Source organism: Modestobacter sp. SYSU DS0290 (assembly GCF_054050955.1).
In genome coordinates, this window is sequence record NZ_JBJHAI010000001.1 from 458,143 (window position 1) to 483,894 (window position 25,752).

The following is a 25,752-nucleotide window of genomic DNA, read 5'->3' on the forward strand; positions in this document are numbered from 1 at the left end:
TAGTGCTGCCGATGTAGCACTCCTACTATCACCGCACCGAAGCGGTCAGAGGAGTGATGCACGTGCACGCGGTGTCCTCGTCCCCCCAGCCGGCCGGCTCGCCGGCTCCCGAACCGGTCATCCGGGTCCGCGACCTGCGGATGAGCTACGGGTCCACGCAGGTGCTCACCGGTGTCGACTTCGACGTCCACCCGGGCGAGGTGGTCTGCCTGCTCGGCCCGAACGGCGCCGGCAAGACCACCACCATCGAGGTGCTGGAGGGCTTCCGGCTGCCCTCGGCCGGCACCGTCGAGGTGCTCGGCGCCGACCCGGCCACCGGCGACGACGCCTGGCGCGCCCGGGTCGGGGTGGTGCTGCAGTCCTGGCGGGACCACCCCCGCTGGACGCCCCGCCGGCTGCTGTCCTACCTGGGCGGCTACTACGCCCCCTACGCGACCCCCGACCACCCACGCCCCTACGACGTGGAGTGGCTGCTCACCACCGTCGGCCTCACCGACGGCGCCGACCGGAAGATCGCCACCCTCTCCGGCGGCCAGCGCCGCCGCCTCGACGTCGCCGTCGGCATCATCGGCCGTCCGGAGCTGCTGTTCCTGGACGAGCCGACCGCCGGGTTCGACCCGGAGGCCCGGCGGGACTTCCACGACCTGGTGCACCGGCTGTCGGACCTGGAGGGCACCAGCATCCTGCTCACCACCCACGACCTGGGCGAGGCCGAACGCCTGGCCGACCGGATCCTGATCCTCAACGGAGGACGGATCGTCGCCGACGGCAGCCCGGACGCGCTCGCCCGGCAGGTCGCCGGCCGCGCCGAGGTGCGCTGGACCTGCGCCGGCGAGGTGTTCGTGCACGCCACCGAGGAGCCGGTGCCCTTCGTCCGGGAGCTGCTGACCCAGCACGGTGAGGAGGTGACCGACCTGGAGGTGCGCCGCGCCGGCCTGGAGGACACCTACCTGGCGATGGTGCACCGGGCCGAGGCGGCCCCCCGTTCCCCCGAGCTGGTGGCGGCGACCCGGTGAACGCCACCCGGCACGCGATCGGCCTCGGTCTGCGCCGCGGCTGGACGGAGTTCCTGCAGGGCCTGCGCAGCCCGCAGGACCAAGGCTTCTACCTGTTCATGGGCGGCCTCACGCTGGGCTGGCTGTGGATCCACCGGGACGACGAGGTCAGCGGCACCGGCCTGCTCTACCCGTCGTTCGCGCTGCCCAGCATCCTCGGCGGGCTGCTCGTGTTCGGCGTGGTCATCGGCCCGGCGTACGCGCTGGCCATGGAGCGGGAGGACGGCACGCTGCTGCGGCACAAGGCGCTCCCGGCCGGCATGCCCGGCTACGTCACCGGCCAGCTGACCCTGCAGTCCCTCAACCTGGTGCCGACGCTGCTGGTGCTGCTCGTGCCCAGCCTGCTGCTGTTCGACGACCTGATGCACCGGGGCGGGGCCGGCTGGGCCGTCACCGTCGGGCTGATCGCGGTCGCCCTGCTCGCGTTCCTGCCGTGGGGCATGGTCATCGGCTCGGTCGTGCCGAGCGTCCAGAAGGTGGGCACCTGGGGGATGCTGCCGACCCTGGTGCTGCTGGGGATCTCCGGGATCATCGTGCCGGTCCAGGCGCTGTGGGGCTGGGTGCAGGCCGTCGCCCAGGTCTTCCCGGTCTACTGGCTCGGCCACGGGCTGCGCTGGGCGTTCCTCCCCGACGACGCGGCGGTCGCCGAGCTCGGCGACGTCTGGCGCCCCGGGGTGGCCCTCCTCGTGCTCGCCGCGTGGGCCGTGGTGGGCTGTCTGCTCGCACCGCGGGTGCTGCGCCGGATGGCCCGGCGGCAGTCGGGCTCGCAGGTGCAGGCCGCGCGGGAGGCGGCGCTGCAGTGGGTCAGGTGACCGAGGGCGTCCACAACCGGATCGCGCTGCTGCGCGCCGAGCAGGGGGTGACCCGGCGGGAGCTGGCCGACGCCCTGGGGGTGCACTACCAGACCGTCGGCTACCTGGAGCGGGGCGAGTACAGCCCCAGCCTGGCCCTGGCGCTGCGCATCGCGGAGTTCTTCCGGGTGCCGGTCGAGGCGGTCTTCTCCCTGGCGCCGTTCCCCCGGGTCACCGACCTGCACCGGACGGCGGACGACGGGACGGCCTCCAGCGCGTGAGTGCCGGTGGTGGTGCCTGCACCACCACCGGCCGTCGTGCCAGCGGGATCGAGCCGGCGGGCCGGCGCGACGAGGGTCGGAGCCGTCCGTCGTCCGACCCCCAGGGAGTCACCGTGACCGGAACGACCCGCCCCTCCCCCGCCCGCCGCCGCACGTCCGTCGTCGCCGCCGGCACCGCGCTCAGCGGCCTGCTCGCCGCCGGGCTGCTCGCGCCGCCCGCCACCGCCGCCCCACCACGGCACGCCCCGGCCGGCGAGCTCCAGCGGGAGCTGGACGCCCTGGTCCGCGAGGACGGGTACCCCGGCGCCCTGGCCGCGGTCAGCGACGCCCGGGGCCGGGTCCGCGACCTGACCGCCGGCGTCGGCGACCTGGCCACCGGCGCGCCGGTGCCCCGGAACGGGGAGGTGCGCGTCGCCAGCAACACCAAGACGTTCACCGCGACCGTCGTGCTGCAGCTGGTCGGCGAGGGGCGGGTCGCCCTCGACGAGCCGGTCGAGACGTACCTGCCGGGGCTGGTCCGCGGCGAGGGGATCGACGGCCGGCAGATCACCGTGCGCCAGCTGCTGCAGCACACCAGCGGCATCCCCGACTACGACCACGTGCTGATCGAGGAGTGGCAGGGCAGCGGATACCACCGCTTCTACGAGCCGCACGACCTGCTGGCCGCCGGGCTGAGCCAGCCGGCGCTCTTCCCGCCCGGCGGCGGCTTCGAGTACTCCAACACCAACTACGTGCTGGCCGGGCTGCTCGTGCAGCGGGTGACCGGCCGGCCCGTCGGGGAGGAGATCACCCGGCGGGTCATCGAGCCGCTGCACCTGCGCGACACCTACTGGCCCGGCGAGGGCGAGCAGCAGCTGCGGGGCCGCCACCCGCACGTCTACTCCCCGCTCGAGCCGGAGGGCCCGCCGGTCGACGTGAGCGTCCTCGACCCGTCCCTGGGCTGGGCCGCCGGAGCGCTCGTCTCCACCCCGCGGGACCTGCTGCGCTTCAACTCCGCACTGGTCGGCGGCGAGCTGCTCAGCCCCCAGCTCCTGGCCGAGATGCAGCGGACGGTCCCCGCGGACGGCACGGTGCTGCGCGGCGCGGAGGAGTACGGGCTGGGGCTGCAGACCTACACGCTAAGCTGCGGCGGCGTCGCCTGGGGCCACGGCGGTGACCTGCCCGGGTCGCACACCCGCAACGCCGTCACCAGCGACGGGCGTGGCGCGGTCGTCGTGATCACCGGCGACCCGGCCACCGAGGAGCAGGCGATCCGGCTCGAGGAGACCATCGACACCGCGATCTGCGGCTGACCTCAGTCCGGCGGGAACCGGCTCGCGGCGTCCTCCAGCAGCACCTCGCGGTGCGCCGGGGGGCGCCGCGGGCACGCGGTGCAGGTGGCCTCGTGCGGCACCCGGTACAGCAGGCAGCAGGAGGCCCGGCGGGTGAAGCGGACCCCGGCGACGTCCGCGTAGCGCGGGGCGGGCAGCGGCGACCCGATCCCCGCGGCCAGCGGGCCGGCCAGGGCGGTGGCCGCCGCGACGTCGCCGGTGGCCCGACCGAGCGCGAGCAGCCGGTTGGCGATCGAGTCGGTCGCGATCGCCCACAGCGGCCGCTCCCGCAGCCCGCCGGCCGCAGCCACCGCGGCGACCACCGCCGCCAGCGAGGCGCGCAGCTCGCCGGCCGGGGCGTCGCCGGCGGCCGGGTCACCGGCGGTCGCCGCGACGGGCGCGTGCCCGCCGAGCAGGTGCAGCGTGGTGTCGGCGAGCCGGGCGGACACCGGCACCCCGGTGACCAGCCCGGCCAGGAACGGCCCGAGCAGCACGGTGGACGCCGAGTACCACCACACCGTGGCCAGCACCCGCCGGTCGTCGGTGCCCTGCCGGGGCGCCCGGGCCGCCAGCACCTCACCGGTCCAGGCCGGGTCGGCCAGCACGGTCGCGGGGACGGCGTCCGTCGAGGGCGGGGGTACCAGCCCGAGCCCCGCCGCACCGGGCAGCCGGGCGAACCGCGTCGTCCCGGCGTCCACCGCGACAGTCTGGCCCGGCCGGGTTCCCCCGCGACGTGCGGGGGAACCTGACGAGGAGGTGACCGGGGCCATAGGTTGTGCAGCAGAGACAGCGTCGCCTCGCCGGTGGGGCGACGCCCGGATCCGGAGGTGGCGCATGAGCGAGACCCAGACGAACGACGCCCAGGGCCTGTCCAGCCAGCTGCCCGAGGGTGGCTTCCCGCCACCGGAGGCGCTCGCCGCCTCCGCCAACGCGGGACCCGACGTCTACGAGCGGGCAGCAGCCGACCGGGTGGGCTTCTGGGAGGAGCAGGCCCGGCGGCTGGACTGGGCGCAGCCGTGGGAGCAGGCGCTGGACTGGAGCAACCCGCCGTTCGCGAAGTGGTTCGTCGGCGGGAAGCTCAACGTGGCGGCCAACTGCGTCGACCGGCACGTCGACGCCGGCCACGGCGCACAGGTCGCCTACCACTGGATCGGCGAGCCCGGCGACACCCGCACGATCACCTACGCGCAGCTCAAGGACGAGGTCTGCAAGACCGCCAACGCCCTGGTCGAACTGGGCGTGCAGGCCGGTGACCGGGTCGCGATCTACCTGCCGATGATCCCCGAGACGATCTTCACCATGCTGGCCTGCGCCCGCATCGGCGCCGTCCACATGGTCGTCTTCGGCGGCTTCTCCCCCGACGCGCTGGCCAGCCGGATCACCGACGCCGACGCGAAGGTCGTCGTCACCGCCGACGGCGGCTACCGCCGTGGCGCCCCCAGCGGTCTCAAGCCCAACGTCGACGAGGCGCTGACCAAGACCGACGGCGTCCGCAGCGTGCTGGTCGTGCGGCGCACCGGCCAGGACGTCGAGATGACCGAGGGCCGCGACATCTGGTGGTCCGACCTGGTCGAGCGGCAGTCGACCGAGCACACGGCCGAGGCGTTCGACGCCGAGCACCCGCTCTACATCATGTACACCTCGGGCACGACGGCGAAGCCCAAGGGGATCCTGCACACCTCCGGCGGCTACCTGACCCAGGTGAGCTACACGCACTGGGCGACCTTCGACCTCAAGCCGGACACCGACGTGTACTGGACCGCGGCCGACGTCGGCTGGGTCACCGGCCACAGCTACATCGTCTACGGCCCGCTGTCGAACCGCGCCACCTCGGTGATGTACGAGGGCACGCCGGAGACCCCGCACCGCGGGCGCTGGTGGGAGATCGTCCAGGAGTACGGGGTGACCATCCTGTACACGGCACCGACCACCATCCGCACCTTCATGAAGTGGGGCGAGGAGGTACCGGCCGGCTTCGACCTCTCCTCGCTGCGGCTGCTCGGGTCGGTCGGGGAGCCGATCAACCCCGAGGCCTGGCTCTGGTACCACAAGAACATCGGCGGTGGCCGCTGCCCGATCGTGGACACCTGGTGGCAGACCGAGACCGGCGGCCACATGATCACCCCGCTGCCCGGCGTCACGAAGCTCGTCCCCGGCTCCGCCCAGCACCCGTTCCCCGGCATCTCCGCCAAGGTCGTCGACGACGAGGGCAACGAGCTCGCCGACGACTCCACCGGCCTGCTGGTGCTCACCGAGCCGTGGCCGTCGATGCTGCGCACCATCTGGGGCGACGACGACCGGTACGTCGACACCTACTGGTCGCGCTTCGGCAAGAACGTCTACTTCGCCGGGGACGGCGCGAAGAAGGACGCCGACGGCAACATCTGGCTGCTCGGCCGGGTCGACGACGTGATGAACGTGTCCGGCCACCGGATCTCCACCACCGAGGTGGAGTCGGCCCTGGTCAGCCACCCGACCGTGGCCGAGGCGGCCGTCGTGGGCGCCACCGACCCGACCACCGGCCAGGGCATCGTCGCCTTCGTGATCCTGCGCGGGGACGCCGTCGACCGGGGTGAGGAGCTGGTCAAGGAGCTGCGGCTGCACGTCCGCAAGGAGATCGGCCCGATCGCCAGCCCGCGGCAGATCATGGTCGTGCAGGAGCTGCCCAAGACCCGCTCGGGCAAAATCATGCGCCGCCTGCTCCGCGACGTGGCCGAGAACCGCGAGCTGGGCGACGTCACCACCCTCACCGACTCCTCGGTGATGGACCTGATCAGCGCCAAGCTGCCCGCCAGCGGCTCGGACGACTGACGAGAGGACCCCGTCCTCCTCACCCCTCGCACGCTCGGAGTGAGCCCCGGGACGGGGCCCGGGGGCCGGGGCGCGCGGTCGACGCGCCCCGGCCCCACCCTCCCTGGTGACCCCGGACAGCGACGATCGCCCCGATGCGGCACGATCATCAGCAGTCCGACGCGCCGGGAGACCGCCTGGCGCCGATGAGGGAGGAGCCACCCGTGGCCCACAGTGCGCCGACGCACCCGCAGACGGGATCGACCGCCCGCTCCACCACCGAGCCCTCGGTCGGCACGCTGGCCAAGAACGCGATGACCGACGTCTCCACGCTGGTCCGCTCGGAGATCGAGCTGGCCAAGGCCGAGATCGGCGCCTCCGTCAAGCGCGGTGGAGCCGGGGCCGCGGCGTTCGCCGCCGCCGGTGTGATGCTCGCCTTCGCCGGGTTCTTCTTCTTCTTCTTCCTCGCCGAGCTGCTCGCCGTCTGGCTCCCCCGGTGGGCGGCGTTCCTCATCGTCTTCGCCCTCCTGGTCCTGGTGGCCGCCGTCGTCGCCCTGGTCGGCTGGCGGCTGGTGAAGAAGATCCAGAAGCCCGAGCGCACCATCGAGACGCTGCAGGACCTGCCCGACGTGATGCGCCGCGAGGCCCCCGGCCAGCGCACGCACGACCTGCCCACCGTCCGCGACGGCCAGGTCGTCCGGCAGGACGCGCACGCCCGCCTGCGCTGACCCGGTGACCGTCCCCGGCGAGGGGCCACCCGACGCCACGAGCGCACTGCTGCCCGGCCCCTGGTCGCACCGCGACGTCTCCGCCAACGGGGTCCGGCTGCACGCGGCCGAGGCGGGTGAGGGGCCGCTGGTCCTGCTGCTGCACGGCTTCCCGGAGTTCTGGTGGGCCTGGCGGGCCCAGCTCACCGGGCTCGCCGCAGCCGGGCTGCGGGTGGTCGCCCCCGACCTGCGGGGCTACGGGGCCAGCGACAAGCCACCCCGCGGCTACGACCTGCCCACCGCGGCGGCCGATGCCGCGGCTGTCGTCCGCTCCCTGGGCGAGACCGACGCCGTCGTCGTCGGCTCGGACTGGGGCGGGCTGGTCGGCTGGACGATGGCCGCCCTGCACCCGCGCACCGTCCGCCGCCTGGTGGTGGTCTCCGCCGCGCACCCCCGCCGGCTGCGGGCCGGGATGTCGAACGCCCGGCAACGCCGCGCGATGGCCTACGCCGTGCGCTTCCAGCTGCCCCGGCTGCCCGAGCAGCGCCTCACCCGCGCCGACGACGACCCGGTGGCCGACCTGATGCGCCGCTGGTCGGGGCCCTCCTGGGTGCACACCGCCGACTTCGCCGAGGCGGTCGCGCGCTACCGCTCCGCGGCCCGGATCCCGCAGGCCGCCTACGGTGCGATGGAGTACTACCGCTGGGCCGCCCGGTCGCAGCTGCGCCCGGACGGGCTGCGCTTCGCCCGGCGGATGGCCGCCCCCGTCACCGCGCCGACGCTGCAGGTGCACGGCGCCCTGGACCCGCACGTCCTGCCGGCCACGGCGCGCGGGTCGGACCGGTACGTGGCCGGGGCCTACCGCTGGCTCGAGCTGCCCGGGGTCGGGCACTTCCCGCACGAGGAGGCCCCGGACGAGGTCACCGCCGCGATCGCGGACTGGGCCTGGTCCTGAGGGCCGGGGGGTCCTGCTACTCGCAGGCGCCCGTGTCGACCGGCGCGACCGCCCGCTGCCCCTGGGCAGCCGCGGTCTCGACCTGCTCGGCGGTCAGCGCGTAGCCGGTGTCCGGGTCGTCGATCGCCGAGGCGAAGACCACCCCGAGCACCGAGCCGTCGGGCGCCAGCAGCGGGCCACCGGAGTTGCCCGAGCGCACCTGCCCGTACAGGGCGTAGACGTCCCGCTCGACGGTGCGCACCGCCCGGAAGTCCGGCCCGCTGATCGGTCCGCGGTCGCGCACCCGCGCCGGGCCGACGTAGAGGTCCCCGCCGCCGGGGTAGCCCATGACGATGGCGTCGTCACCGGTGTCGGCCGGCGCCGGGGTGAAGCGCAGCGGCACCTGCGGCAGGCCCGGGACGGCGAGCACGGCGACGTCGGTCTCCTCGTCGACGTACACCGGGGTGGCCTCGTAGGACTGGCCCTCGGCGTTGACCGTGGGCCGGCTGACCCCGGCCAGGACGTGGGCGTTGGTCATCACCCGCTGGTCGGCGTAGACGAAGCCCGACCCGTCGATCTGCCGGGAGCACGAGCCGGCGATCCCCCGGATCTGCACCACCGACCCCCGCACCTGCGTGACGACCGGGCTGGCCAGCAGCGCCTGGTCCGGAGCCGGGACGTCGCGCGCCTGGGTCGGGGTGAGCGGGTCCAGGACGTCGGGCAGCCCCTGCCGGTCGACGGCGTCGCGCAGCGACTCGTAGAGCGCCCGCACCCGCTCGGGGACGGCGCGGTCGACCGACTGCACCAGGGTCGACTCGCGCACCTGCGAGGCCACCCCGGGGAACGGGGAGCTGGCCAGCGGGATGGCCACCATCCACGCCACCAGCAGCACCGCCACGGCGGAGACCACCGCGCCGGCGATCGAGTCGACGACCTTCGCCGGCTCCCAGGTGACCCGGGTGCGCACCGCACGCCCCACCACCCCGGCCAGCAGCTGGCCGAGCAGGGCGCCGGCGAGGACGACGACCAGCGCGACGAACACCCGGGTGACCGAGGAGCTGGCCAGCTCGTCGGCGATCGGCCCGGACAGCTGGGCGCCGAGCACCGCGCCGCCGAAGAACCCCACGAACGAGGTCGCCGACACGATCAGCCCCTGCCGGAACCCGGAGAGCGCGAAGACCATCGCCAGGACGATCAACGCGAGGTCGACCAGGCTCACGGAGCGCGCACCGTCATCGTCCCGACCTGGCCGAGCGCGATGTGGAAGCTGCACTCGAAGGGGTAGTCGCCCGGCTCGGTCACCTCGAACTCGATGGTGTCCTCCTCGCCGGGGGCGAGCACCGGGATGGCCGGCTCGATCGGCGCGGGGCCGGTGTCCGGGGTGAAGCGGAAGTTGTGCGTCAGCTGGTCGGCCTCGTTGCGCACGGTCACCCGCACGGTGCCCGGCTCGACGGTGAAGGTGTCCGGCGTGAAGACGTAGTCGTCGCCGGTCGTGAGGGTGATCTCCTGGACGCCGTCGGCCGTGGTGGTCACCGTGCCGACGTCGCCGCCGGTGGTGCGGGTGGCCTCCGGCAGGGTCGGCGTCTGGTTGGAGCAGGCGGTCAGGACCGGCCCGAGCAGGGCGAGGACGACCAGCAGCACGGCTGCCGGTCCGCGGGTGCTCCGCCGCGCTCGCACGCGGGCCTGGGCTGCGCTCATCGTCCCGGCACGGTACGCGGACCGCCTGTGCGCCCGCTGTCGTCGGCCACCGTCGGCGCGGCGCGGCCGGCGGGCTGCTCGTCGAGCACCTCGACGTCCGCCGGGTCCCCGGCGTCCGGACGGACCGGCGCCGGAGGGACGGCGAGCGGCCGGACGTCGCGCTCGTCCCAGGGGCGGGCCAGGCCGGCGGCCTCCAGGACGGCGTCCAGCAGTGCGGCAGTGAAGCCCCAGACGACCATCCCGGCGACGTCGAACGCCGGGCCGACGTAGCCGCTGGGATGCCCCACCCGGAACCGGTTGGCCGGGTCGGCCAGCTCCGCCAGCGGCACCCGGGCCACCCGGGCGACCTCGTAGGGGTCGCCCACCGTCACGTCCCGCGGGTCGTCCCACCAGCCGACCACCGGGACGACGAGGTTGTCCGACGGGCCGAGGAACAGCGCCGGCAGGGTGGCCAGCACCCGGACCCCGGCCGGGTCGACGCCGGCCTCCTCGTGCGCCTCGCGCAGCGCGGTGGCCACCGGGTAGTCCTCCCCCGGGTCGGCGCCGCCGCCGGGGAAGGCCGGCTGGCCGGCGTGCCGGCGCAGGTGCGCGGCCTTCTCGATCAGCAGCACGTCCGGCCCGCCGGGGCCCTCGCCGAACAGCAGCAGCACCGCCGACCGGCGGGCGCTGGCCGAGCGGGCGGACCGGGGGTCGTGCCGGTGCCACAGCGACAGCTCCCCGGCCGCGGCGACGAGCCGGCGGACGTGCTCGGGGAGGTCGGCCAGCTCCTCGGGCGCGGCGTTCACAGCTGCACGCCCAGGTGCTCCGCGACCAGCTCCTCGAACTCGGCGAGCGAGTGCACCGGCCCGATCTGCACGTGCGCCACCGACCCGTCGGCGGCGAGGAACAGCGTGTGCGGGAGGTTGGGCAGCCCCAGGGACGCCATCACCTCGCCGTCCTCGTCGAAGGCCGTCGGCAGCGTGACCCCGGCGTCGTCGGCGAAGGCCGCCCCTGCGGCGGCCCGGTCCCTGCTGTCGATGCTGAGCACCCGCAGCCGGTCGCCGACGGTGTCGGCCAGCTCCTGCACCAGCGGCAGCTCCTCGCGGCAGGGACCGCACCAGCTGGCCCAGAGGTTGACCACGGCGGGAGTGCCCTGCGCCCGGCCGAGGTCGAGGCTGCCCCCGGTGAAGCACGGGAAGGACAGCCCGGTCAGCTCGCCGTCGGGCGCCCGGTCCGCCGGCTGCTCGGGGCACGCGGCCAGGTCGGTCTGCACGTCGGGGACCGCGTCGGACGACGACGGCGCAGCCCCCGGCGGGTCGGCGTCATCGGCGGAGCAGCCGGCCAGCAGCACCAGCCCGGTCGTGACCGCCACGAGGAGGCGGCGGGTCACTCGGTGTCCGAGGCGGCCGGGGTCTTCACGAGCTTCTCCGCGACCTGCGGGTCGACCGGCCCGACGCCGTAGGACGGGCACCAGGACGCCAGACCGCAGGCGCCGCAGGCCGGCTTCTTGGCGTGGCACACCCGCCGGCCGTGGAAGATCACCCGGTGGGAGAAGATCGTCCACTCCTTCTTCGGGATCAGCTCGGCGATCTCGGTCTCGACCTTGACCGGGTCCTCCTCTCCGGTCCAGCCGAACCGGCGCACCAGCCGGCCGAAGTGGGTGTCGACGGTCAGCCCGGGCACCCCGAACGCGTTGCCGAGCACCACGTTCGCGGTCTTGCGGCCGACGCCGGGCAGCGTCACGAGGTCCTCCAACTTCGCCGGGACCTCGCCGTCGAACCGCTCGACCAGCGCCTGGCCCAGCCCGAGCACGGAGTTGGCCTTCGCCCGGAAGAACCCGGTGGGCTTGAGGATCTCCTCCAGCTCGGCCCGGTCGGCCCCGGCGTATGCGGCCGCCGTCGGGTAGCGGGCGAACAGCGTCGGCGTCACCTTGTTCACCGTCTTGTCCGTCGTCTGCGCGGACAAGACGGTGGCGACCAGCAGCTCCAGCGGGGTGGTGAAGTCCAGCTCGCAGTGCGCGTCGGGGTGGATCAGCGCCAGCTCACGGTTGATCCGCCGGGCCCGCCGGGTGCGGGCCAGCGGGCTCTCCTCCGGGTCGAACGGCGAGACGCCCAGCCGGGCGGCGCGGGCCGGGCGGCGGGGCGCGGCGGGCCGGGTGTAGGCCGGCGGGGTCACGGGCTCGGACACGCGACCGAGGGTAGGCGTCGGCACCGACGGCCACCGACCGTCATACTCGCTGACGGTGCGCCGCCCGGCATCCGGCCGGGTACGCCCCCCGACCGCACGACGGACGTCGTCTCTCCACCCGGGCCTCCCCGCCCGGAGACGCCGCCGAGGAGGTGCTCGTGGTCGCCCTCATCGTCATCCTGTTCCCGCCGCTGCTGATCGCGTTCCTGCTCGTCATGGAGCGGGTCGAGGAGCCGCTGCGCCGGCCGACGTCGCCACGCGAGGTCGAGGCGTTCCTCGACACGGCCACACCCGGCGAGGTGGGCACCCTCGCCGCCTCCGGCATCCGCCGGGCGATGAGCCGCTGGCGGGACCGCCGCCGGCGCCGCTCGCGGGCGGTCACCCCGCCGGCCCAGCCGGCGGTGCTGGACTTCGACAGCAGCCCGGCCGCGGCGGACCGCGACCCCGACTGAGCGGGCACCCGGTGGCCGCGCCGACGGTTGGACCCCACTCTGAGTGGGCAGGCCGGTGACCGACCGCACGGGTGAGCCTGGCCACAGGGCCTAGACTCTGCGGGAACGCGGGTCGCCACAGCTCCCGCGAGGACGTTGCGAGAGGTGCACGTGGACGAGGTACTTGCCCAGTCCGGGCTCTTCCAGGGGCTGTCGGAGGAGGCTGCCGAGCCGGTGGCCAGCGCGCTGGAGACGGTGACGCTGCCCCGTGGGCGCGTGGTCTTCAACGAGGGCGAGTCGGGCGACAGCCTCTACGTCGTGCTCTCCGGCAAGATCAAGCTGTCCCGGCGCGCGCCGGACGGCCGCGAGAACGTGCTGGCCGTCATGGGCCCGTCCGACCAGTTCGGTGAGCTGTCGGTCTTCGACCCGGGGCCGCGCACCGCGACCGCCACCGCGGTCACCGACGTCCGGCTGGCCAAGATGCCGAACACCATGCTGCGCCCGTGGATCACCGCGCACCCGGAGATCGGCGAGCAGCTGCTGCGCGTGCTGGCCCGCCGCCTGCGCCGCACCAACGACTCGGTCGCCGACCTCATCTTCACCGACGTGCCCGGCCGGGTGGCCAAGGCGCTGCTGCAGATGGCCGACCGCTTCGGCAGCCGGGAGAACGAGGGGCTGCGGGTCAAGCACGACCTCACCCAGGAGGAGCTGGCCCAGCTGGTCGGCGCCTCCCGCGAGACGGTGAACAAGGCGCTGGCCGACTTCGTGCACCGCGGCTGGATCCAGCTGCAGGGCAAGTCCGTCGTCGTCCTGGACGAGGAGCGGCTGCGCCGCCGCGCGCGCTGACCCCGCACCGCGACCTCGCTGAGGCCCCGCTCCCCCACGGGGAGCGGGGCCTCAGCGCGTTCCGGCCCACGCACCCGGCCCCACCGTCGCGCTCCCCCGATCCCGACGCAGGGGGCGGTGGTCAGGTCGCGGGGCGCACCATCGGGATGCGGGTGCCGTCGGGCAGCACCGCGACGAGGCCGCCCGGCCCGCGCACGAACCGCGGGCTGATCGGCACCACCGGGGCCGGCGGCGCCCCGGCGAACGCGGCCGCGGCATCCCCGAACGCGGCGAGCTGACCCAGGGTGTGGATCGTCGGCGGCAGCATCGGCCGGGTGCCCGCGGCGTGCTCGGCGAGCGCCGCCGCCGGCGTGGCCCAGCCGGCCTCGTCCGCCTCGCCGGAGACGTCCCGGGCCTCCTGCCCCACCGGCAGCAGCGCCAGGAAGAACTTGGTGTCGTACCGGCGGCGCTCGGCCGGCGGGGTGATCCAGTGCGCGAACGGGCGCAGCAGGTCCGCACGCACCGCCAGGCCCCGGGCCGCGAGCAACTCGGCCAGCGACAGCTCCCGGGCCACCAGCGCCCGGCGCTGCGCCTCCCAGTCCGCACCGGAGACGTCCGGGACGACGCCGCCCCCCTCCGGCGGGCCGGCCAGCAGGACGCCGGCCTCCTCGAAGGTCTCCCGGACGGCGGCGCACACCAGCTCCCGCGCCAGCCGCTCGGCGCAGCCCCAGGTGGCCGCCCACTCCGCCGGCGGCGGCCCGACCCACGCGGTGTGGACGTCCCCGTCCCGCTCGTCGACGCCGCCACCGGGGTAGGCGGTCATCCCCCCGGCAGCGGGCATGCCCCGGCTGCGGCGGAGCAGGTGGACCTCCAGCCCCGCTGCGCCGTCGCGGACCAGCAGCACGGTCGCCGCCTGGCGGACCGGCGCCGGCGCGGTCACCGCAGCTCGACGGTGAGTTCCACCTCGACCGGGGCGTTCATCGGCAGCTCGGCCACGCCGACGGCGCTGCGGGCGTGCTGGCCGGCGTCACCGAAGACCCGGCCGAGGAACTCGCTGGCGCCGTTGACCACGCGCGGCTGGGCGCTGAAGCCCTCGGCGCTGGCGACGTAGCCGACCACCCGCACGATCCGCGCCACGGCGTCCAGCCCGACCAGGTCGTCGACGGCGGCCAGCGCGTTGAGGGCGCACACCTTGGCGTCGGCCGCGGCGTCCTCGACGTCGACCGAGCCGCCGACCTTGCCGGTGCGGCGCAGCCCGCCGTCGACGAAGGGCAGCTGGCCGGAGGTGAAGACCAGCTGACCGGTGCGGATCGCCGGGACGTAGGCGGCGACCGGAGCGGCCACGGGGGGCAGCCGGACGCCGAGCTCGGCCAGCCGGGCGTGCCAGCTCTGCGGGGTGCTCATGCCGGGCTCAGCTGGTCGGGCGCTTGAGGTAGGCGACCAGCTGGTCGCCACCGCCGGGCCCCTGCAGGACGGTGACCAGCTCCCAGCCGTCGACACCCCACGAGTCCAGGATCGCCTTGGTGTTGTGGATCAGCAGCGGGATCGTGGCGTACTCCCAGGTACGGCGGGCTTCGCTCATGCCGCGACGCTAGCGCAGCCCCAACCGCCAGACGATGGAACGGCCCCCCTGCGGGGCCCCGGTGCGAGCCTGCGAGCGCTGGGGGGCAGGGGGGTCCTTCGACTCGTACGCTGATCCGGTGACGCCCGACCCCCGCTCCGTGCGCTGCCACGTCGTCACCGGCAAGGGCGGCACCGGGAAGACGACGGTCGCCGCCGCGCTCGCCCTGGCCCTGGCCGCCGACGGGCACCGCGTGCTGCTGGTGGAGACCGAGGGCCGCCAGGGCATCGCCCAGCTGTTCGACACCCCGCCGCTGCCCTACGAGGAGCGCCGGGTCGCCGTGGCGCGCGGCGGAGGCGAGGTGAAGGCGCTGGCCATCGACGTCGAGGCGGCGTTCCTGGAGTACCTCGACATGTTCTACAACCTCAAGCGGGCCGGCTACGCGCTGCGCAAGATGGGCGCCATCGACTTCGCGACCGCGATCGCCCCCGGCCTGCGCGACGTGCTGCTCACCGGGAAGATCAAGGAGGCGGTCACCCGCCGCGAGCACGGCCGGCCGGTGTACGACGCCGTCGTCGTCGACGCCCCGCCGACCGGGCGGATCACCCGCTTCCTCAACGTCACCAACGAGGTCGCCGGCCTGGCCCGCTCCGGTCCGATCAAGACCCAGAGCGACGGGGTCATGGCCGTGTTCCGGTCGCCGCAGACCGCCGTCCACCTGGTCACCCTGCTGGAGGACATGCCGGTGCAGGAGACCGCCGACGCCATCGGGGAGCTGCGCGCGGCCGGGCTGCCGGTGGGCTCGGTGATCGTCAACATGGCCAGCGAGCCGCTGCTGCCGGCCGAGGCGCTGACCCGGGCGGCCGACGGCGGGCTCAGCGCGGCCGACCTCAGGTCGGCGCTGGCCGCCGCGGACCTGCCCGGCGGCGAGCAGCTGGCCGAGGGGCTCGTCGCCGAGGCGGTGGAGCACGCCCGGCGGTGGACGGCGCAGGACGCGCTGCGCGACGACGTCGCGGCGCTGGGCCGGCCCACGGTCGAGCTGCCCCTGTCGGTGGGGCCGATCGACCTGGGCTGCCTGTTCGAGCTGGCCGCACGGCTCGAGGGCCACCTGACGGCGGAGGCGGCCGCGTGAGCGCCCCCCAGCACCGGGCGCCGGCGATGGACCTGGCCGCCCTGGTCCGCGACCCGGCCACCCGGATCGTGGTCTGCTGCGGCTCCGGCGGCGTGGGCAAGACGACGACGTCGGCGGCGCTGGCCCTGGCGGCGGCGGAGGCCGGCCGGCAGGTCGTCGTCCTCACCATCGACCCGGCCCGGCGGCTGGCCCAGTCGCTCGGCCTGGTCGAGCTGGACAACGAGCCCCGCAGGGTCGAGGTACCGGGTGCCGCCGGCGAGCTGAACGCGATGATGCTGGACATGAAGCGGACGTTCGACGACGTCGTGTCCGCGCACTCGACGCCCGAGCGGGCGCAGGTGATCTTCGAGAACCCCTTCTACCAGGCGCTGTCCTCCTCCTTCGCCGGCACGCAGGAGTACATGGCGATGGAGAAGCTGGGGCAGCTGCGCGCCAGCGACCGCTGGGACCTGGTGATCGTCGACACCCCGCCGTCCCGCTCGGCGCTGGACTTCCTGGACGCCCCGAACCGGATGAGCCGGTTCCTGGACGGCACGATGATCCGGCTGCTCACCGCGCCGGCCCGGGCCGGCGGGCGGGCCGGGGTCCGGCTGTTCGGCGCCGGCTTCAGCCTGTTCAGCCGGATCATCAGCAAGATCCTCGGTGGGCAGCTGCTCAACGACATCTCCGCGTTCGTCTCCGCGCTGGACACGATGTTCGGTGGCTTCCGGGAGCGGGCCACCGCCACCTACGAGCTGCTGCGCCAGCCGGGCACCGCGTTCGTCGTCGTCGCCGCACCGGAGCCCGACGCGCTGCGGGAGGCCTCCTACTTCGTCGACCGGCTCTCCACCGAGGGGATGCCGCTGGCCGGGCTGGTGCTCAACCGCACCCACCCGCCGGCGACCACCGGGCTGTCGGCGACCCGCGCCGAGGCCGCGGCCGAGGCGGTCGCCGAGGCGGGCGGGCCGGACGCCGCGCTGGCCGCCGGGGCGCTGCGGGTGCACGCCGAGCGGATGGCCCAGGCCACCCGGGAGCAGCGGCTGGCCGACCGGTTCACCAGCGCCCACCCGGAGGTGCCGGTGCGCACCGTGCCGGCCGCCGCCGGCGACGTGCACGACCTCGACGGGCTGCGCACGATGGCGGCCGCGCTGCTGGCCGACGAGGACGACACCGGCACCGGCACGCCCCGCAGCCGGGTGCTGCCGGTCCGCCGCCCGGCTGCCTGACCCGTCCGGCCGGGAGCCGCTCACCCGCCGAGGGCGTGACCGGAGCCGGCCGCTCCCCCTCCGCGTGGCGCCCGGGCGACGCTCTGCACCTCCAGGGCGCCCTCCGCCCAGGCCAGGAGCTGGTCGGCCGTGGCCCAGCCGCGGGTTCCTCCGTACCAGGTGAGCGCCACGCCCCAGCCCACCATGACCGTTCCGGCCAGCACCGGGTAGAGGAGGCCTCCGACCCCCTCCCCGTTCGCGAGGGAGACCCCGGTGGCGACCAGCCCGGCCACCAGCAGGCAGGCGGCCAGGACCAGCCAGCAGACGGTGAGGACCCGGACGGACGGCGGCCAGCCGATCCTGGCCACCAGCCGGCTGCCGGCCGGCTCGTGCGGCGCGATCCGCCCCCGCAGCACCGGCGTCCAGGAGTTCTGCCGGACGGTCCGGGGCAGGGCGCACACCCGGACCCGGCGGCGCCGCACCCGACCGACGAGGTCCACCGGTGCCGGGTCTCCACCCACCCAGGTCCGGCGGCGGCGCCAGGAGACGTCCACCGCGAGCCGTTCCTCGGCGATCTCCACCGGCAGCGCAGAGTGCAGCTCCAGGTGCTCGATCCGCCAGAGGTGGAACCAGGCGGAGAGCACTCGGCGATCGACGCGGTCCACGGCCGACCCATCGGTGGAGTCGGGGGTCACCGTCCCGCCCACCGGAGCAGCTGGACGACGGCGACGAGGACGGCGGCCGTGGCAGCGAAGACGAGGAACCCGGTCCCCGCGACCCGGTTGGCCGCCTCGGCCCGACGCTGGAAGACCGAACGGGGAGGACCGACGACGCGCCGGTTGAAGGCGACGACGTGGCGCCACCACGCCCTCGCCGCGACGAGGAGCACGCCGCCCACCACCAGCAGCACGATCCCTGCCAGCACCTGAGCTCCGATCTCCGACGGCGGACGTGGGCACGACCTGCCGCTGCCCGTGCGCCGGTACGGATGGTGTCGCACGGTAACCCGCGCGGGCCGGTCCGTGCTCGTGTCCCTGGGGTGCACGTGGTGTGCGGTGCGCGAGGTGACGACGTGCGTCCCCCGTTCGTGTCTGCGTCACCCAGGGACCTGGTCACGGTGGTGACGCACCGTTAGCGTCCGCCCGACCGTTCCGTCGGAGGGATGACACACCAGGCATGAGCACCGCACCCGAGCTCGAGCTCGACCGCAGCACCACGACCCCGCCTGCCTCGGCCGGCCTCGTCGGCACCGGCGCCGCCGTCCCCACCGTCGTCCCCGCCGCCGCCGACCTCCCCGTGGAGATTCCGGTCGACACCACCGGGCTCTCCGCCGACGACAGCGCCCGCACGAAGACCATCACCGCGGCGATCCGCCAGCGGTCGCAGGAGCTGCGGCGCGACCACCCGGTGCTGCGGCACCAGGACGCGCTCGGCCTGGCCGCCTTCGGCGTCGCGGTCGCCGGGTTCGTCGGCTCCGGCGCGCTCTACCTGACCGGCGTCCTGCCCTGGTACGTCACGCTGCTGCTGTCCGCGGCGTTCGCCGCGGTCGGCCACGAGGTCGAGCACGACCTGATCCACGCCCTCTACTTCCGCCGCCGCAAGGGCGTGCGCTACGCGCTGCTCTTCGGCGTCTGGGCGATCCGCCCGTACACGATCAACCCGGTCTACCGGATCCGCCTGCACCTGCGGCACCACGCCTACTCCGGCCTGCCCGACGACATCGAGGAGGTGTCGATCACCAACGGGAAGCCGTGGGGGCCGGTGCGGCTCTACAGCCTGCTCGACCCCTACGTGCCGGCGCTGATCCGGATCGTCACCACCCGGCCGAAGGACGCCGAGGATGCCCTCTGGCGGCGCACCATCCTCAAGGCCAGCATCGGGCTGACCCCGGTGGCGATCACCGTCTGGTACGGCTTCCTCGCGCTGCACGTGGCGACGTGGGCCGGCGCCGCCGTCCCGGCCGGGCTGCTGCACGCACTGACCGTGCTCACCGTCGTCTGGGTGGGGCCGAACGTCTGGCGCGGCTTCTGCCTGCACTTCATCAGCAGCAACATGCACTACCAGGGCGACGTCGAGCAGGGGAACGTGCTGCAGCAGACCCAGGTGTTCAACAAGTGGTACCTGGCGCCGTTCCAGGTCTTCTGCCTGAACTTCGGCAGCACCCACCCGATCCACCACTTCTACGTGGCCGACCCCTTCTACGTGCGGCAGCTGATGGAGCGGGACATCCACCCGGTGCTGGCCGCCAACGGCGTCCGGTTCAACGACATGGGCACCTTCGCCCGGGCCAACCGCTACCACTCCGCCTGACCTACCACTCCGCCTGACCTGCCCCGACGGCGACGCGCGGACGCCACGCCCGGCGTCCGCGCGTCGCCGGTCGAGGCCCCCACGGGCACGCCCCGGACAGGTACCTTGGCCGGCGATGTCCGAGTCTGCGAACCCCCGTCTGGGCGCCCTGGTCAAGCTGGCCGCGACGATCGTCGTGGCCGGTGCCCTGGTCGCCGCCCTGCTGCTGCCCTGGGTCGGCGGACCCGGGCTGGTCGCCCGCAACTCGGCGAGCCTGCTCGACGCGCTGCCGGTCGAGCTCACCGACGAGACGCCGAACGGCAACACCACGGTGCTCGCGGCCGACGGCTCGGTGATCACCCAGTTCTACGACCACAACCGGACGCCGGTCGCCCCCGACCAGATCTCCGACGTGATGAAGCAGGCGATCGTCGACATCGAGGACTCGCGCTTCTACGAGCACCGCGGGCTGGACGTCGAGGGCACCACCCGCGCGCTGATGAAGAACCTCGCCGCCGGCCGGGTGCTCGAGGGCGGGTCGACGCTCACCCAGCAGCTGGTGAAGCAGACGCTGGTCGAGACGGCGGAGACCCAGGAGGAGCGGGACGCGGCCCTGGACGAGACGGTGGGCCGCAAGCTGCGCGAGGCGCGGCTGGCCCTTGCCCTGGAGGAGGAGTACTCCAAGGACGAGATCCTCACCCGCTACCTGAACATCGCCTACTTCGGGCGCGGGGCGTACGGCATCCAGGCCGCGGCGCAGAAGTACTTCAGCATGGACGCCGTCGACCTGCAGCTGCCGCAGGCCGCGGTGCTCGCCGGCCTGGTGCAGACCCCCAAGCACAACCCGATCGAGTACCCGGAGCTCGCCCGGCAGCGGCGCGACCAGGTGCTCGACCGCATGCACCAGCTGGGCCACATCACCGACCAGGAGCTCGCCGACGTCAAGGCGTCCCCGATCCCGGTCGCCGAGGGCGCCAACCCGCCCAACGGCTGCGCCTCCGCGAGCATCGGTGGCTTCTTCTGCGACTACCTCTACGGCTACCTGACCCGATCGGTCGACGACGGTGGCCTCGGGCTGTCCGCGACGCAGATCGAGAACGGCGGCTGGACCATCCAGACCACCCTGCGGCCGGACATGCAGCGGGCCGGCGAGCAGGCGGTGCTGGACACCGTCCCCATGGGCGACGAGGCCGTCGGTGTCTTCGACGCGCTCGAGCCGGGGACCGGGCACGTGCTGGCGATGGCCGTGAACCGCCGGTTCGGCTGCAACGACCCGGCCGCCGGCTGCGAGTCGGTCAACTTCGCCGTCGTCCCGACGAAGGGCTCGGGGTCGACGTTCAAGACGTTCGTGGCCGCCGCCGCACTGGAGAAGGGCCTGCCGGCCAGCCACACCATCACCACCAGCGAGCCCTACACCAGCCGGGTCTACAAGAGCTACGACCCGGACACCAGGAAGATCGGGCCGGTCACGGTCGGGAACGTGGGCAGCTCGTACCCCAACACGCTGACCATGACCCAGGCGCTGTACATGTCCTCCAACACGTACTTCCTCGCGCTGGAGGACGCACTGGGCAAGATCGAGCCGGCCGTCGAGATGGCGCAGCGACTGGGCATGAACTTCGACTACTCGGTGACCCAGACCCCGGCTCAGAAGATCATCGACGAGAACCGGGCGTCGTTCGCCTACGGCACCGACGGGGTCAGCCCACTGGACCTGGCCAACGCCTACGCGACCCTCGCGGCGAGCGGGGTGCGGTGCGAGCCGACGCCGGTGCTGGCCATCACCCGGTCCAACGGGAAGCCGCTGACCGGTGAGGACGGGCAGCCCGTGGTCCGGGGCGAGCAGTGCGAGCAGGTCATCGAGCCCGGGATCGCCAACACGCTGAACCAGATGCTGCGCAAGGACGTCGAGCCGGGCAACCCCAAGCAGACCGCGCCGGCGGCCTACATCCCCGGTCACCAGATCGCCGGCAAGACCGGCACGGTCAACGACCAGGACTCGGTGACGTTCGTCGGCTCCACGCCGGAGTACACCGCCAGCGTCATGGTCTTCCGCCCGCTGGACACCCGGAGTGTCGGCGGGTACGGCGGCGGGAAGCCGGCCGGCATCTGGCACGACGCGATGCTGCCGATCCTGAGCAACCAGCCGACCGCGGAGTTCCCGCCGGCCGACCCGAAGTACGCCGGTCGCGGGGTGGACGCCGCACCGGTGGGTCCGCGGACGTCGTCCGACGACGGCCGGACCTCCGGCAACCGGAGCCAGGCCAACCGGGGTGGCGGCACCACGTCGACGCCGAGCACCCCGGCCCAGCCTCCTGCGCAGCCGTCCCAGCCGGCTCCTCCGCCGGCGGCCCCGCCCGCAGCCCCGCCCGCAGCCCCGCCCGCGGAGACCGGTGGGGCACCGACGAACTGATCGACCGGCGGGGCCGGGCCGGCGGGCCCGGCCCCGCCGTCGTCGGTGGGTGCGTCGCGGCCGGGCGGTCAGCCCAGCTGGCGGCGGACCTCGGCGGCCACCCGGCCGCCCTCGGCGCGGCCGGCGACCGCTCCCTGGACCGCGCCCATCACTTTGCCCATGTCCTTCATCCCCGACGCCCCGGTGCGGGTGATCACGTCGGCGACCAGCGCGGTCAGGTCGGCGTCCTCGAGCTGGGCGGGCAGGTACCCGGCGACGACGCCCTCCTCGGCCCGCTCCCGCTCGGCCTGCTCGGCGCGGCCGGCCCCGGCGTAGGCCTCGGCGGCCTCCCGCCGCTTCTTCGCCTCCCGGCGCAGCACCGCCTGCACCTCGTCGTCGGAGAGCTCGCGGGCCTCCTTGCCCGACACCTCCTCGGCGGAGACGGCGGCCAGCACCATCCGCAGGGTCGCGGTGCGCAGTTCGTCGCGGGCCTTCATCGCGGTGGTCAGGTCGGTGCGCAGTCGTTCCTTCAGCTCAGCCACGGCGCCGAGCCTGCCACCTGGGCCACCGCGACTGCGACGCAGTTCCCCTAGTCTCGGGGGATGCGCGCGATCACCGCCGTCCCGGCCGCCGTGCTCGCCACCGGCGCCGCCGCCGTCGCCTACGGAGGCCTGGTCGAGCGCACCCACTGGACGCTGCGCCGCTTCGACGTCCCGGTGCTGCCGCCCGGCGCCGCACCGCTGCGCGTGCTGCAGCTGTCCGACCTGCACATGACCAGCGGGCAGCGCAGCAAGCAGGAGTGGGTCGCCGGGCTGGCGGAGCTCCAGCCGGACCTGGTGGTCACCACCGGGGACAACCTCGCCGGGATGGACGCCGTCCCGGCGACCCTGCGCGCCCTCGACCCGCTGATGGACCTCCCCGGCGCGTTCGTGCTCGCCAGCAACGACTACTACGCGCCGCGGCCGAAGAACCCGCTGAAGTACTTCAAGACCGACCACAAGCGGGTGCACGGCGACGAGCTGCCCTGGCAGGAGCTGCGCGACGGGATGACCGGCCGCGGCTGGCTGGACCTCACCAACGACACCGGGTCGCTCACCGTCGCGGGCACCCGGATCGCCTTCGCCGGGGTCGACGACCCGCACCTGAAGCTCGACCGGTACGACGACGTCGCCGGGCCGGCGGACGACGCCGCTGACGTCCGGATCGGGCTGGTGCACTCCCCCGAACCACGGGTGCTCGACCGGTTCGCCGCCGACGGCTACGACCTGCTGCTGTGCGGGCACACCCACGGCGGCCAGCTGCGGGTGCCCCTCTACGGCGCCCTGGTCACCAACTGCGGCATCGACCGGGCGCGCGTGCGCTGGCTGCACCGATGGGCGGAGCCGACCCCGGCACACCCGACCGGCACCTGGCTGCACGTCTCCGCGGGCCTGGGCACGAGCCCCTACGCCCCGGTCCGCTTCGCCTGCCCGCCCGAGGCCACGCTGCTCACCCTCACCGCCCGGCCCGCCTGACGACGGCCGAGGTGCGTCGAGTACAGTTCTCGACGCACCTCGGGGTGTGGCGCAGCTTGGTAGCGCGCGTCGTTCGGGACGACGAGGCCGCAGGTTCAAATCCTGTCACCCCGACCAGTCACTCAGGGACCGCCGATCCGGCGGTCCCTGAGTGCGTTCAGGGCCGGTGACCGGACGTAGGTCACTCCCCGGCGCCGTTTCCGCCCGCCGGCGCGCGGGCACCGGCACCTGGTGACCGAATGGCTGCTCCTGCTGGCGGCCGTGCTGCTGACCGCGCTCACCGGGTTCTTCGTCGCGGCCGAGTTCTCCCTCACCACCGTCGACCGCGGCAAGGCCGAGGAGGCCGCCGAGGCCGGTGCGACGGGCGCCGCCGGCGTCGTCACGGCCCTGCGCGGCCTGTCCACCCAGCTGTCGGCAGCCCAGCTGGGCATCACGCTGACCACGCTGGTCGTCGGGTTCCTCGCCGAGCCGGCGCTGGGCGGGCTGCTGGAGCCGGTCCTCGAGGCCGCCGGGCTGCCGGAGAGCACCACGACGCCGATCGCGATCGCGCTGGCCATCTTCCTGGCCACCTTCCTGCAGATGATCATCGGCGAGCTGGGCCCCAAGAACCTGGCGATCGCCCGGCCGCTGCCGACCGCCTCGATCGTCGCCCCGGGCATGCGGCTGTTCACCACGGTGGCCGGCCCGGTGGTGCGCGGGCTCCAGGCCGTGGCCAACGCGATCGTGCGCCGGCTCGGGTTCGAGCCCCGCGAGGAGCTGGACGACACCCGGGACGCCGAGGGCCTGGCCGCCGTGGCCCGGCGTTCGGCCGAGGAAGGCGACCTGTCCCCCGTCGCCGCCCGGCTCCTGGCCCGCTCGCTCGGGCTCCGGGAGAAGTTCGCCACCGACGTCATGACCCCGCGCACGCGGCTGTGGACGTTGAGCTCGGCGGCGACCGCTGCCGACGTCATCGACGCCGCCATCCGGTCGGGCAACTCCCGCTTCCCGGTCTACGGCGCCGACCTCGACGAGGTCACCGGCGTGGTGCACGTCAAGCACGCGGTCTCCGTCCCCGCCGAGGAGCGGCTCCGGCGCACCGCCGGCGAGCTGGCCGAGCCGGTCCTCGCCGTCCCGTCGTCGCTCCGGCTGGACCCGTTGCTGGACCTGCTGCGCGAGCAGGGCCTGCAGCTGGCCCTGGTGGTCGACGAGTGGGGCGCCACCCACGGCATCGTCACGCTCGAGGACATCGTCGAGGAGCTGGTCGGGGAGATCGCCGACGAGACCGACCGGCCGCTGCGCCAGCTCCGCCGCGAGGCCCCGGACTGGCTGGTCTCCGGCCTGCTGCGCCCGGACGAGCTGCGCGAGCGCACCGGCATCACCGTGCCCGAGGGGCGTTACGAGACCGTCGCCGGGTTCGTGGTGGAGCAGCTCGCCCACCTCCCGGCGGTCGGCGAGTCGGTGGAGATCGAGGGCTGGCGGCTCACCGTCGACGAGGTCGAGGGCCGGCGCGTCGCCCGCCTGCGTGCCACCCCCACCCCGGACGACGCCCAGGTCGAGGACGTCGCCCGCCCGGCCGGCGCCACCGCCGTCCGCCCCGAGCGAGAGGTGGCCCAGGCGTGAGCGACGGGTTGAGCCTGCTGGTCCTGGTCGCCCTGCTGCTGGGCAACGCCTTCTTCGTCGCCGCCGAGTTCGCGCTCGTCTCGGCCCGCGCCGACCAGATCGAGCCACGCGCCGAGGCCGGCTCGGTGCGCGCGCAGAAGACGCTGACCGCCATGCGCAACGTCAGCCAGATGATGGCCGGCGCCCAGCTGGGCATCACGCTGTGCTCGCTGGGCCTGGGGGCGATCGGCGAACCCGCCGTGGCCCACCTGATCGAGGCGCCGCTGGCGGCCGCCGGGCTCCCGGAGGCCCTGCTCCACCCGATCGCGCTGGTGATCGCCCTCTCGCTGGTCACCGTGCTGCACATGGTGCTGGGCGAGATGGTGCCGAAGAACATCACCATCGCCGGCCCCGACCGCGCGGCGATCGCCCTCGGCCCGCCGCTGGCCGTGCTCGTGCGGGTGCTCAAGCCCCTCATCTGGTTCTTCAACACCGTCGCCAACGGCTTCGTGCGGCTGTTCGGCGTCACCCCCACCGACGAGGTCTCGGCCAGCTTCGACGCCGGCGAGATCCGCTCGATGATCACCCAGTCCCGGCGGGAGGGCCTGCTCGGCACCGAGGTGAGCGAGCTGGCCACCGGGGCACTGACCTTCGAGCAGAACGACACCCGGTCGGTGCTGCTGCCGCTGGAGGACCTGATCACGGTGCCGCGGGAGACCACGCCGCGCCAGCTGGAAGCGGTGGTGGCCGAACACGGCTTCTCCCGCTACCCGATGCGCCGGCCCGACGGCGCGCTCGCCGGCTACGTGCACGTCAAGGACGTGCTGGACGCCGGACCGTCGCACCGGGACCAGCCGGTGCCCGACAGCGCGGTCAAGGACTTCGTGGAGCTGTCCGCCGACGAGCCGCTGCCCGAGGTGCTGCAGTCGATGCGCCGCAGCGGGGCACACCTCGGCCGGGTCGTCGCCGACGGCCGGACGCTCGGCGTCGTCATGCTGGAGGACGTGCTCGAGCAGCTGATCGGCGACGTCCGGGACGCCGGCGTGGAGCCCGGGCCGGTGACGCGGGCCGGGGCGGGCGCCGGCGGGAGGTGAGCAGGGCGACGAGGGAAGAT

General features: G+C 74.4%; 28 protein-coding genes and 1 tRNA gene. 17 read left to right on the top strand and 12 right to left on the bottom strand.

Going from position 1 to position 25,752, the window contains the following annotated elements; genetic code table 11:
• The first annotated feature begins 71 nt into the window (after nucleotides 1-71).
• The 4 genes from ACI795_RS02300 (at nucleotide 72) to ACI795_RS02315 (ending at nucleotide 3,419) form a co-directional block, all read left to right on the top strand.
• Complete coding sequence (locus ACI795_RS02300; RefSeq protein ID WP_457073548.1) at nucleotides 72-1,016, top strand: ABC transporter ATP-binding protein; 945 nt, start codon at nucleotides 72-74, stop codon at nucleotides 1,014-1,016.
• Nucleotides 1,013-1,867 carry an ABC transporter permease gene (locus ACI795_RS02305; protein ID WP_457073549.1) on the top strand — a complete coding sequence of 285 codons (855 nt, stop codon included), beginning with the start codon at nucleotides 1,013-1,015 and terminating at the stop codon, nucleotides 1,865-1,867. Before ACI795_RS02300 ends, ACI795_RS02305 begins: the two co-directional genes overlap by 4 nt.
• The gene (locus tag ACI795_RS02310) at nucleotides 1,864-2,127 is read left to right on the top strand and encodes a helix-turn-helix transcriptional regulator (RefSeq protein WP_457073551.1); all 264 of its coding nucleotides are present in this window, start codon (nucleotides 1,864-1,866) and stop codon (nucleotides 2,125-2,127) included. The genes ACI795_RS02305 and ACI795_RS02310 overlap by 4 nt, the downstream gene beginning before the upstream one ends.
• 113 nt (nucleotides 2,128-2,240) lie before the next feature.
• Nucleotides 2,241-3,419: a serine hydrolase domain-containing protein gene (locus ACI795_RS02315; RefSeq protein WP_457073553.1), complete on the top strand. Its 1,179-nt coding sequence runs from the start codon at nucleotides 2,241-2,243 to the stop codon at nucleotides 3,417-3,419.
• A 2-nt stretch (nucleotides 3,420-3,421) separates the two neighbouring features.
• Here the strand turns inward: ACI795_RS02315 and ACI795_RS02320 are convergent, their stop codons facing one another.
• Entirely contained in the window at nucleotides 3,422-4,135 is a 714-nt protein-coding gene (locus ACI795_RS02320; RefSeq protein ID WP_457073554.1) for a (2Fe-2S)-binding protein, read from the bottom strand.
• 136 nt (nucleotides 4,136-4,271) lie between these two features.
• Between ACI795_RS02320 and acs the strand changes: the two genes are divergently transcribed.
• The 3 genes from acs (at nucleotide 4,272) to ACI795_RS02335 (ending at nucleotide 7,889) form a co-directional block, all read left to right on the top strand.
• Complete coding sequence (acs, locus tag ACI795_RS02325) at nucleotides 4,272-6,248, top strand: acetate--CoA ligase (protein ID WP_457073556.1); 1,977 nt, start codon at nucleotides 4,272-4,274, stop codon at nucleotides 6,246-6,248.
• 203 nt (nucleotides 6,249-6,451) lie between these two features.
• Nucleotides 6,452-6,955 (top strand): phage holin family protein, encoded by a 504-nt coding sequence (locus ACI795_RS02330; protein WP_457073558.1) that lies wholly within the window; start codon nucleotides 6,452-6,454, stop codon nucleotides 6,953-6,955.
• Between the two features lie 4 nt (nucleotides 6,956-6,959).
• Complete coding sequence (locus ACI795_RS02335) at nucleotides 6,960-7,889, top strand: alpha/beta fold hydrolase (RefSeq protein WP_457073559.1); 930 nt, start codon at nucleotides 6,960-6,962, stop codon at nucleotides 7,887-7,889.
• A 16-nt stretch (nucleotides 7,890-7,905) separates the two neighbouring features.
• Here ACI795_RS02335 and ACI795_RS02340 read toward each other — a convergent pair whose 3' ends face one another.
• From ACI795_RS02340 to nth, 5 genes are read right to left on the bottom strand one after another with little or no spacing between them, the layout of a single operon-like run.
• Nucleotides 7,906-9,087 (bottom strand): MarP family serine protease, encoded by a 1,182-nt coding sequence (locus ACI795_RS02340; RefSeq protein ID WP_457073560.1) that lies wholly within the window; start codon nucleotides 9,085-9,087, stop codon nucleotides 7,906-7,908.
• Complete coding sequence (locus ACI795_RS02345; RefSeq protein ID WP_457073562.1) at nucleotides 9,084-9,566, bottom strand: plastocyanin/azurin family copper-binding protein; 483 nt, start codon at nucleotides 9,564-9,566, stop codon at nucleotides 9,084-9,086. Before ACI795_RS02345 ends, ACI795_RS02340 begins: the two co-directional genes overlap by 4 nt.
• Complete coding sequence (locus tag ACI795_RS02350) at nucleotides 9,563-10,351, bottom strand: NUDIX hydrolase (RefSeq protein ID WP_457073564.1); 789 nt, start codon at nucleotides 10,349-10,351, stop codon at nucleotides 9,563-9,565. The genes ACI795_RS02345 and ACI795_RS02350 overlap by 4 nt, the downstream gene beginning before the upstream one ends.
• Nucleotides 10,348-10,935 carry a TlpA family protein disulfide reductase gene (locus ACI795_RS02355; RefSeq protein ID WP_457073565.1) on the bottom strand — a complete coding sequence of 196 codons (588 nt, stop codon included), beginning with the start codon at nucleotides 10,933-10,935 and terminating at the stop codon, nucleotides 10,348-10,350. The genes ACI795_RS02350 and ACI795_RS02355 overlap by 4 nt, the downstream gene beginning before the upstream one ends.
• Nucleotides 10,932-11,732: an endonuclease III gene (gene nth, locus ACI795_RS02360; RefSeq protein WP_457073566.1), complete on the bottom strand. Its 801-nt coding sequence runs from the start codon at nucleotides 11,730-11,732 to the stop codon at nucleotides 10,932-10,934. The genes ACI795_RS02355 and nth overlap by 4 nt, the downstream gene beginning before the upstream one ends.
• A gap of 158 nt (nucleotides 11,733-11,890) precedes the next feature.
• On the opposite strand from nth, the gene ACI795_RS02365 reads away from it, so the two are divergent.
• The gene (locus ACI795_RS02365) at nucleotides 11,891-12,184 is read left to right on the top strand and encodes a hypothetical protein (protein ID WP_457073567.1); all 294 of its coding nucleotides are present in this window, start codon (nucleotides 11,891-11,893) and stop codon (nucleotides 12,182-12,184) included.
• A gap of 150 nt (nucleotides 12,185-12,334) precedes the next feature.
• Nucleotides 12,335-13,009 carry a Crp/Fnr family transcriptional regulator gene (locus ACI795_RS02370; RefSeq protein ID WP_457073568.1) on the top strand — a complete coding sequence of 225 codons (675 nt, stop codon included), beginning with the start codon at nucleotides 12,335-12,337 and terminating at the stop codon, nucleotides 13,007-13,009.
• Between the two features lie 121 nt (nucleotides 13,010-13,130).
• Here the strand turns inward: ACI795_RS02370 and ACI795_RS02375 are convergent, their stop codons facing one another.
• From ACI795_RS02375 to ACI795_RS02385, 3 genes are read right to left on the bottom strand one after another with little or no spacing between them, the layout of a single operon-like run.
• Complete coding sequence (locus ACI795_RS02375) at nucleotides 13,131-13,928, bottom strand: NUDIX hydrolase (protein ID WP_457073569.1); 798 nt, start codon at nucleotides 13,926-13,928, stop codon at nucleotides 13,131-13,133.
• Nucleotides 13,925-14,392 (bottom strand): RidA family protein, encoded by a 468-nt coding sequence (locus tag ACI795_RS02380; protein WP_457073570.1) that lies wholly within the window; start codon nucleotides 14,390-14,392, stop codon nucleotides 13,925-13,927. Before ACI795_RS02380 ends, ACI795_RS02375 begins: the two co-directional genes overlap by 4 nt.
• A 7-nt stretch (nucleotides 14,393-14,399) precedes the next feature.
• The gene (locus ACI795_RS02385; protein WP_166521355.1) at nucleotides 14,400-14,570 is read right to left on the bottom strand and encodes a hypothetical protein; all 171 of its coding nucleotides are present in this window, start codon (nucleotides 14,568-14,570) and stop codon (nucleotides 14,400-14,402) included.
• A 118-nt stretch (nucleotides 14,571-14,688) separates the two neighbouring features.
• Here ACI795_RS02385 and ACI795_RS02390 point away from each other — a divergent pair, with 118 nt between their 5' ends.
• A complete protein-coding gene (locus tag ACI795_RS02390) occupies nucleotides 14,689-15,681 on the top strand; it encodes an ArsA-related P-loop ATPase (RefSeq protein WP_457073572.1) in 993 nt (330 codons plus the stop codon).
• A complete protein-coding gene (locus ACI795_RS02395; RefSeq protein ID WP_457073574.1) occupies nucleotides 15,678-16,886 on the top strand; it encodes an ArsA family ATPase in 1,209 nt (402 codons plus the stop codon). The genes ACI795_RS02390 and ACI795_RS02395 overlap by 4 nt, the downstream gene beginning before the upstream one ends.
• Nucleotides 16,887-16,906: 20 nt before the next feature.
• Here ACI795_RS02395 and ACI795_RS02400 read toward each other — a convergent pair whose 3' ends face one another.
• Together ACI795_RS02400 and ACI795_RS02405 are read right to left on the bottom strand one after the other, a co-directional pair.
• Nucleotides 16,907-17,530, bottom strand: coding sequence for a hypothetical protein (locus ACI795_RS02400; protein ID WP_457073575.1), 624 nt, complete (start codon nucleotides 17,528-17,530; stop codon nucleotides 16,907-16,909).
• A gap of 26 nt (nucleotides 17,531-17,556) precedes the next feature.
• Nucleotides 17,557-17,790, bottom strand: coding sequence for a hypothetical protein (locus tag ACI795_RS02405; RefSeq protein ID WP_457073576.1), 234 nt, complete (start codon nucleotides 17,788-17,790; stop codon nucleotides 17,557-17,559).
• Nucleotides 17,791-18,041: 251 nt separating this feature from the next.
• On the opposite strand from ACI795_RS02405, the gene ACI795_RS02410 reads away from it, so the two are divergent.
• Together ACI795_RS02410 and ACI795_RS02415 are read left to right on the top strand one after the other, a co-directional pair.
• On the top strand, nucleotides 18,042-19,175 hold the full coding sequence (locus ACI795_RS02410) for a fatty acid desaturase (protein WP_457073578.1): 1,134 nt from the start codon (nucleotides 18,042-18,044) through the stop codon (nucleotides 19,173-19,175).
• 115 nt (nucleotides 19,176-19,290) lie between these two features.
• Nucleotides 19,291-21,567, top strand: coding sequence for a transglycosylase domain-containing protein (locus ACI795_RS02415; RefSeq protein ID WP_457073579.1), 2,277 nt, complete (start codon nucleotides 19,291-19,293; stop codon nucleotides 21,565-21,567).
• 68 nt (nucleotides 21,568-21,635) lie between these two features.
• On the opposite strand, the gene ACI795_RS02420 is transcribed toward ACI795_RS02415, so the two are convergent.
• Nucleotides 21,636-22,088, bottom strand: a complete 453-nt coding sequence (locus tag ACI795_RS02420; protein WP_457073581.1) for a GatB/YqeY domain-containing protein — start codon at nucleotides 22,086-22,088, stop codon at nucleotides 21,636-21,638.
• A 60-nt stretch (nucleotides 22,089-22,148) separates the two neighbouring features.
• Between ACI795_RS02420 and ACI795_RS02425 the strand changes: the two genes are divergently transcribed.
• The 4 genes from ACI795_RS02425 to ACI795_RS02440 all read left to right on the top strand — a co-directional run bounded on the left by ACI795_RS02425 (nucleotide 22,149) and on the right by ACI795_RS02440 (nucleotide 25,732).
• Nucleotides 22,149-23,060 (top strand): metallophosphoesterase, encoded by a 912-nt coding sequence (locus ACI795_RS02425; protein ID WP_457073582.1) that lies wholly within the window; start codon nucleotides 22,149-22,151, stop codon nucleotides 23,058-23,060.
• A 40-nt stretch (nucleotides 23,061-23,100) separates the two neighbouring features.
• Nucleotides 23,101-23,177 (top strand) — tRNA-Pro (locus tag ACI795_RS02430).
• 114 nt (nucleotides 23,178-23,291) lie between these two features.
• The gene (locus ACI795_RS02435) at nucleotides 23,292-24,659 is read left to right on the top strand and encodes a hemolysin family protein (RefSeq protein ID WP_457073584.1); all 1,368 of its coding nucleotides are present in this window, start codon (nucleotides 23,292-23,294) and stop codon (nucleotides 24,657-24,659) included.
• A complete protein-coding gene (locus tag ACI795_RS02440) occupies nucleotides 24,656-25,732 on the top strand; it encodes a hemolysin family protein (RefSeq protein WP_457073586.1) in 1,077 nt (358 codons plus the stop codon). Before ACI795_RS02435 ends, ACI795_RS02440 begins: the two co-directional genes overlap by 4 nt.
• The last annotated feature ends 20 nt before the right edge of the window (nucleotides 25,733-25,752 follow it).

Excerpts from the sequence above, each read along its gene's own strand:
- acs (WP_457073556.1), top strand. The coding sequence starts at position 4,272 with ATGAGCGAGACCCAGACGAACGACGCCCAGGGCCTGTCCAGCCAGCTG.
- ACI795_RS02345 (WP_457073562.1), bottom strand. The coding sequence starts at position 9,566 with ATGAGCGCAGCCCAGGCCCGCGTGCGAGCGCGGCGGAGCACCCGCGGA.
- ACI795_RS02380 (WP_457073570.1), bottom strand. The coding sequence starts at position 14,392 with ATGAGCACCCCGCAGAGCTGGCACGCCCGGCTGGCCGAGCTCGGCGTC.
- ACI795_RS02385 (WP_166521355.1), bottom strand. The coding sequence starts at position 14,570 with ATGAGCGAAGCCCGCCGTACCTGGGAGTACGCCACGATCCCGCTGCTG.
- ACI795_RS02410 (WP_457073578.1), top strand. The coding sequence starts at position 18,042 with ATGAGCACCGCACCCGAGCTCGAGCTCGACCGCAGCACCACGACCCCG.
- ACI795_RS02415 (WP_457073579.1), top strand. The coding sequence starts at position 19,291 with ATGTCCGAGTCTGCGAACCCCCGTCTGGGCGCCCTGGTCAAGCTGGCC.
- ACI795_RS02425 (WP_457073582.1), top strand. The coding sequence starts at position 22,149 with ATGCGCGCGATCACCGCCGTCCCGGCCGCCGTGCTCGCCACCGGCGCC.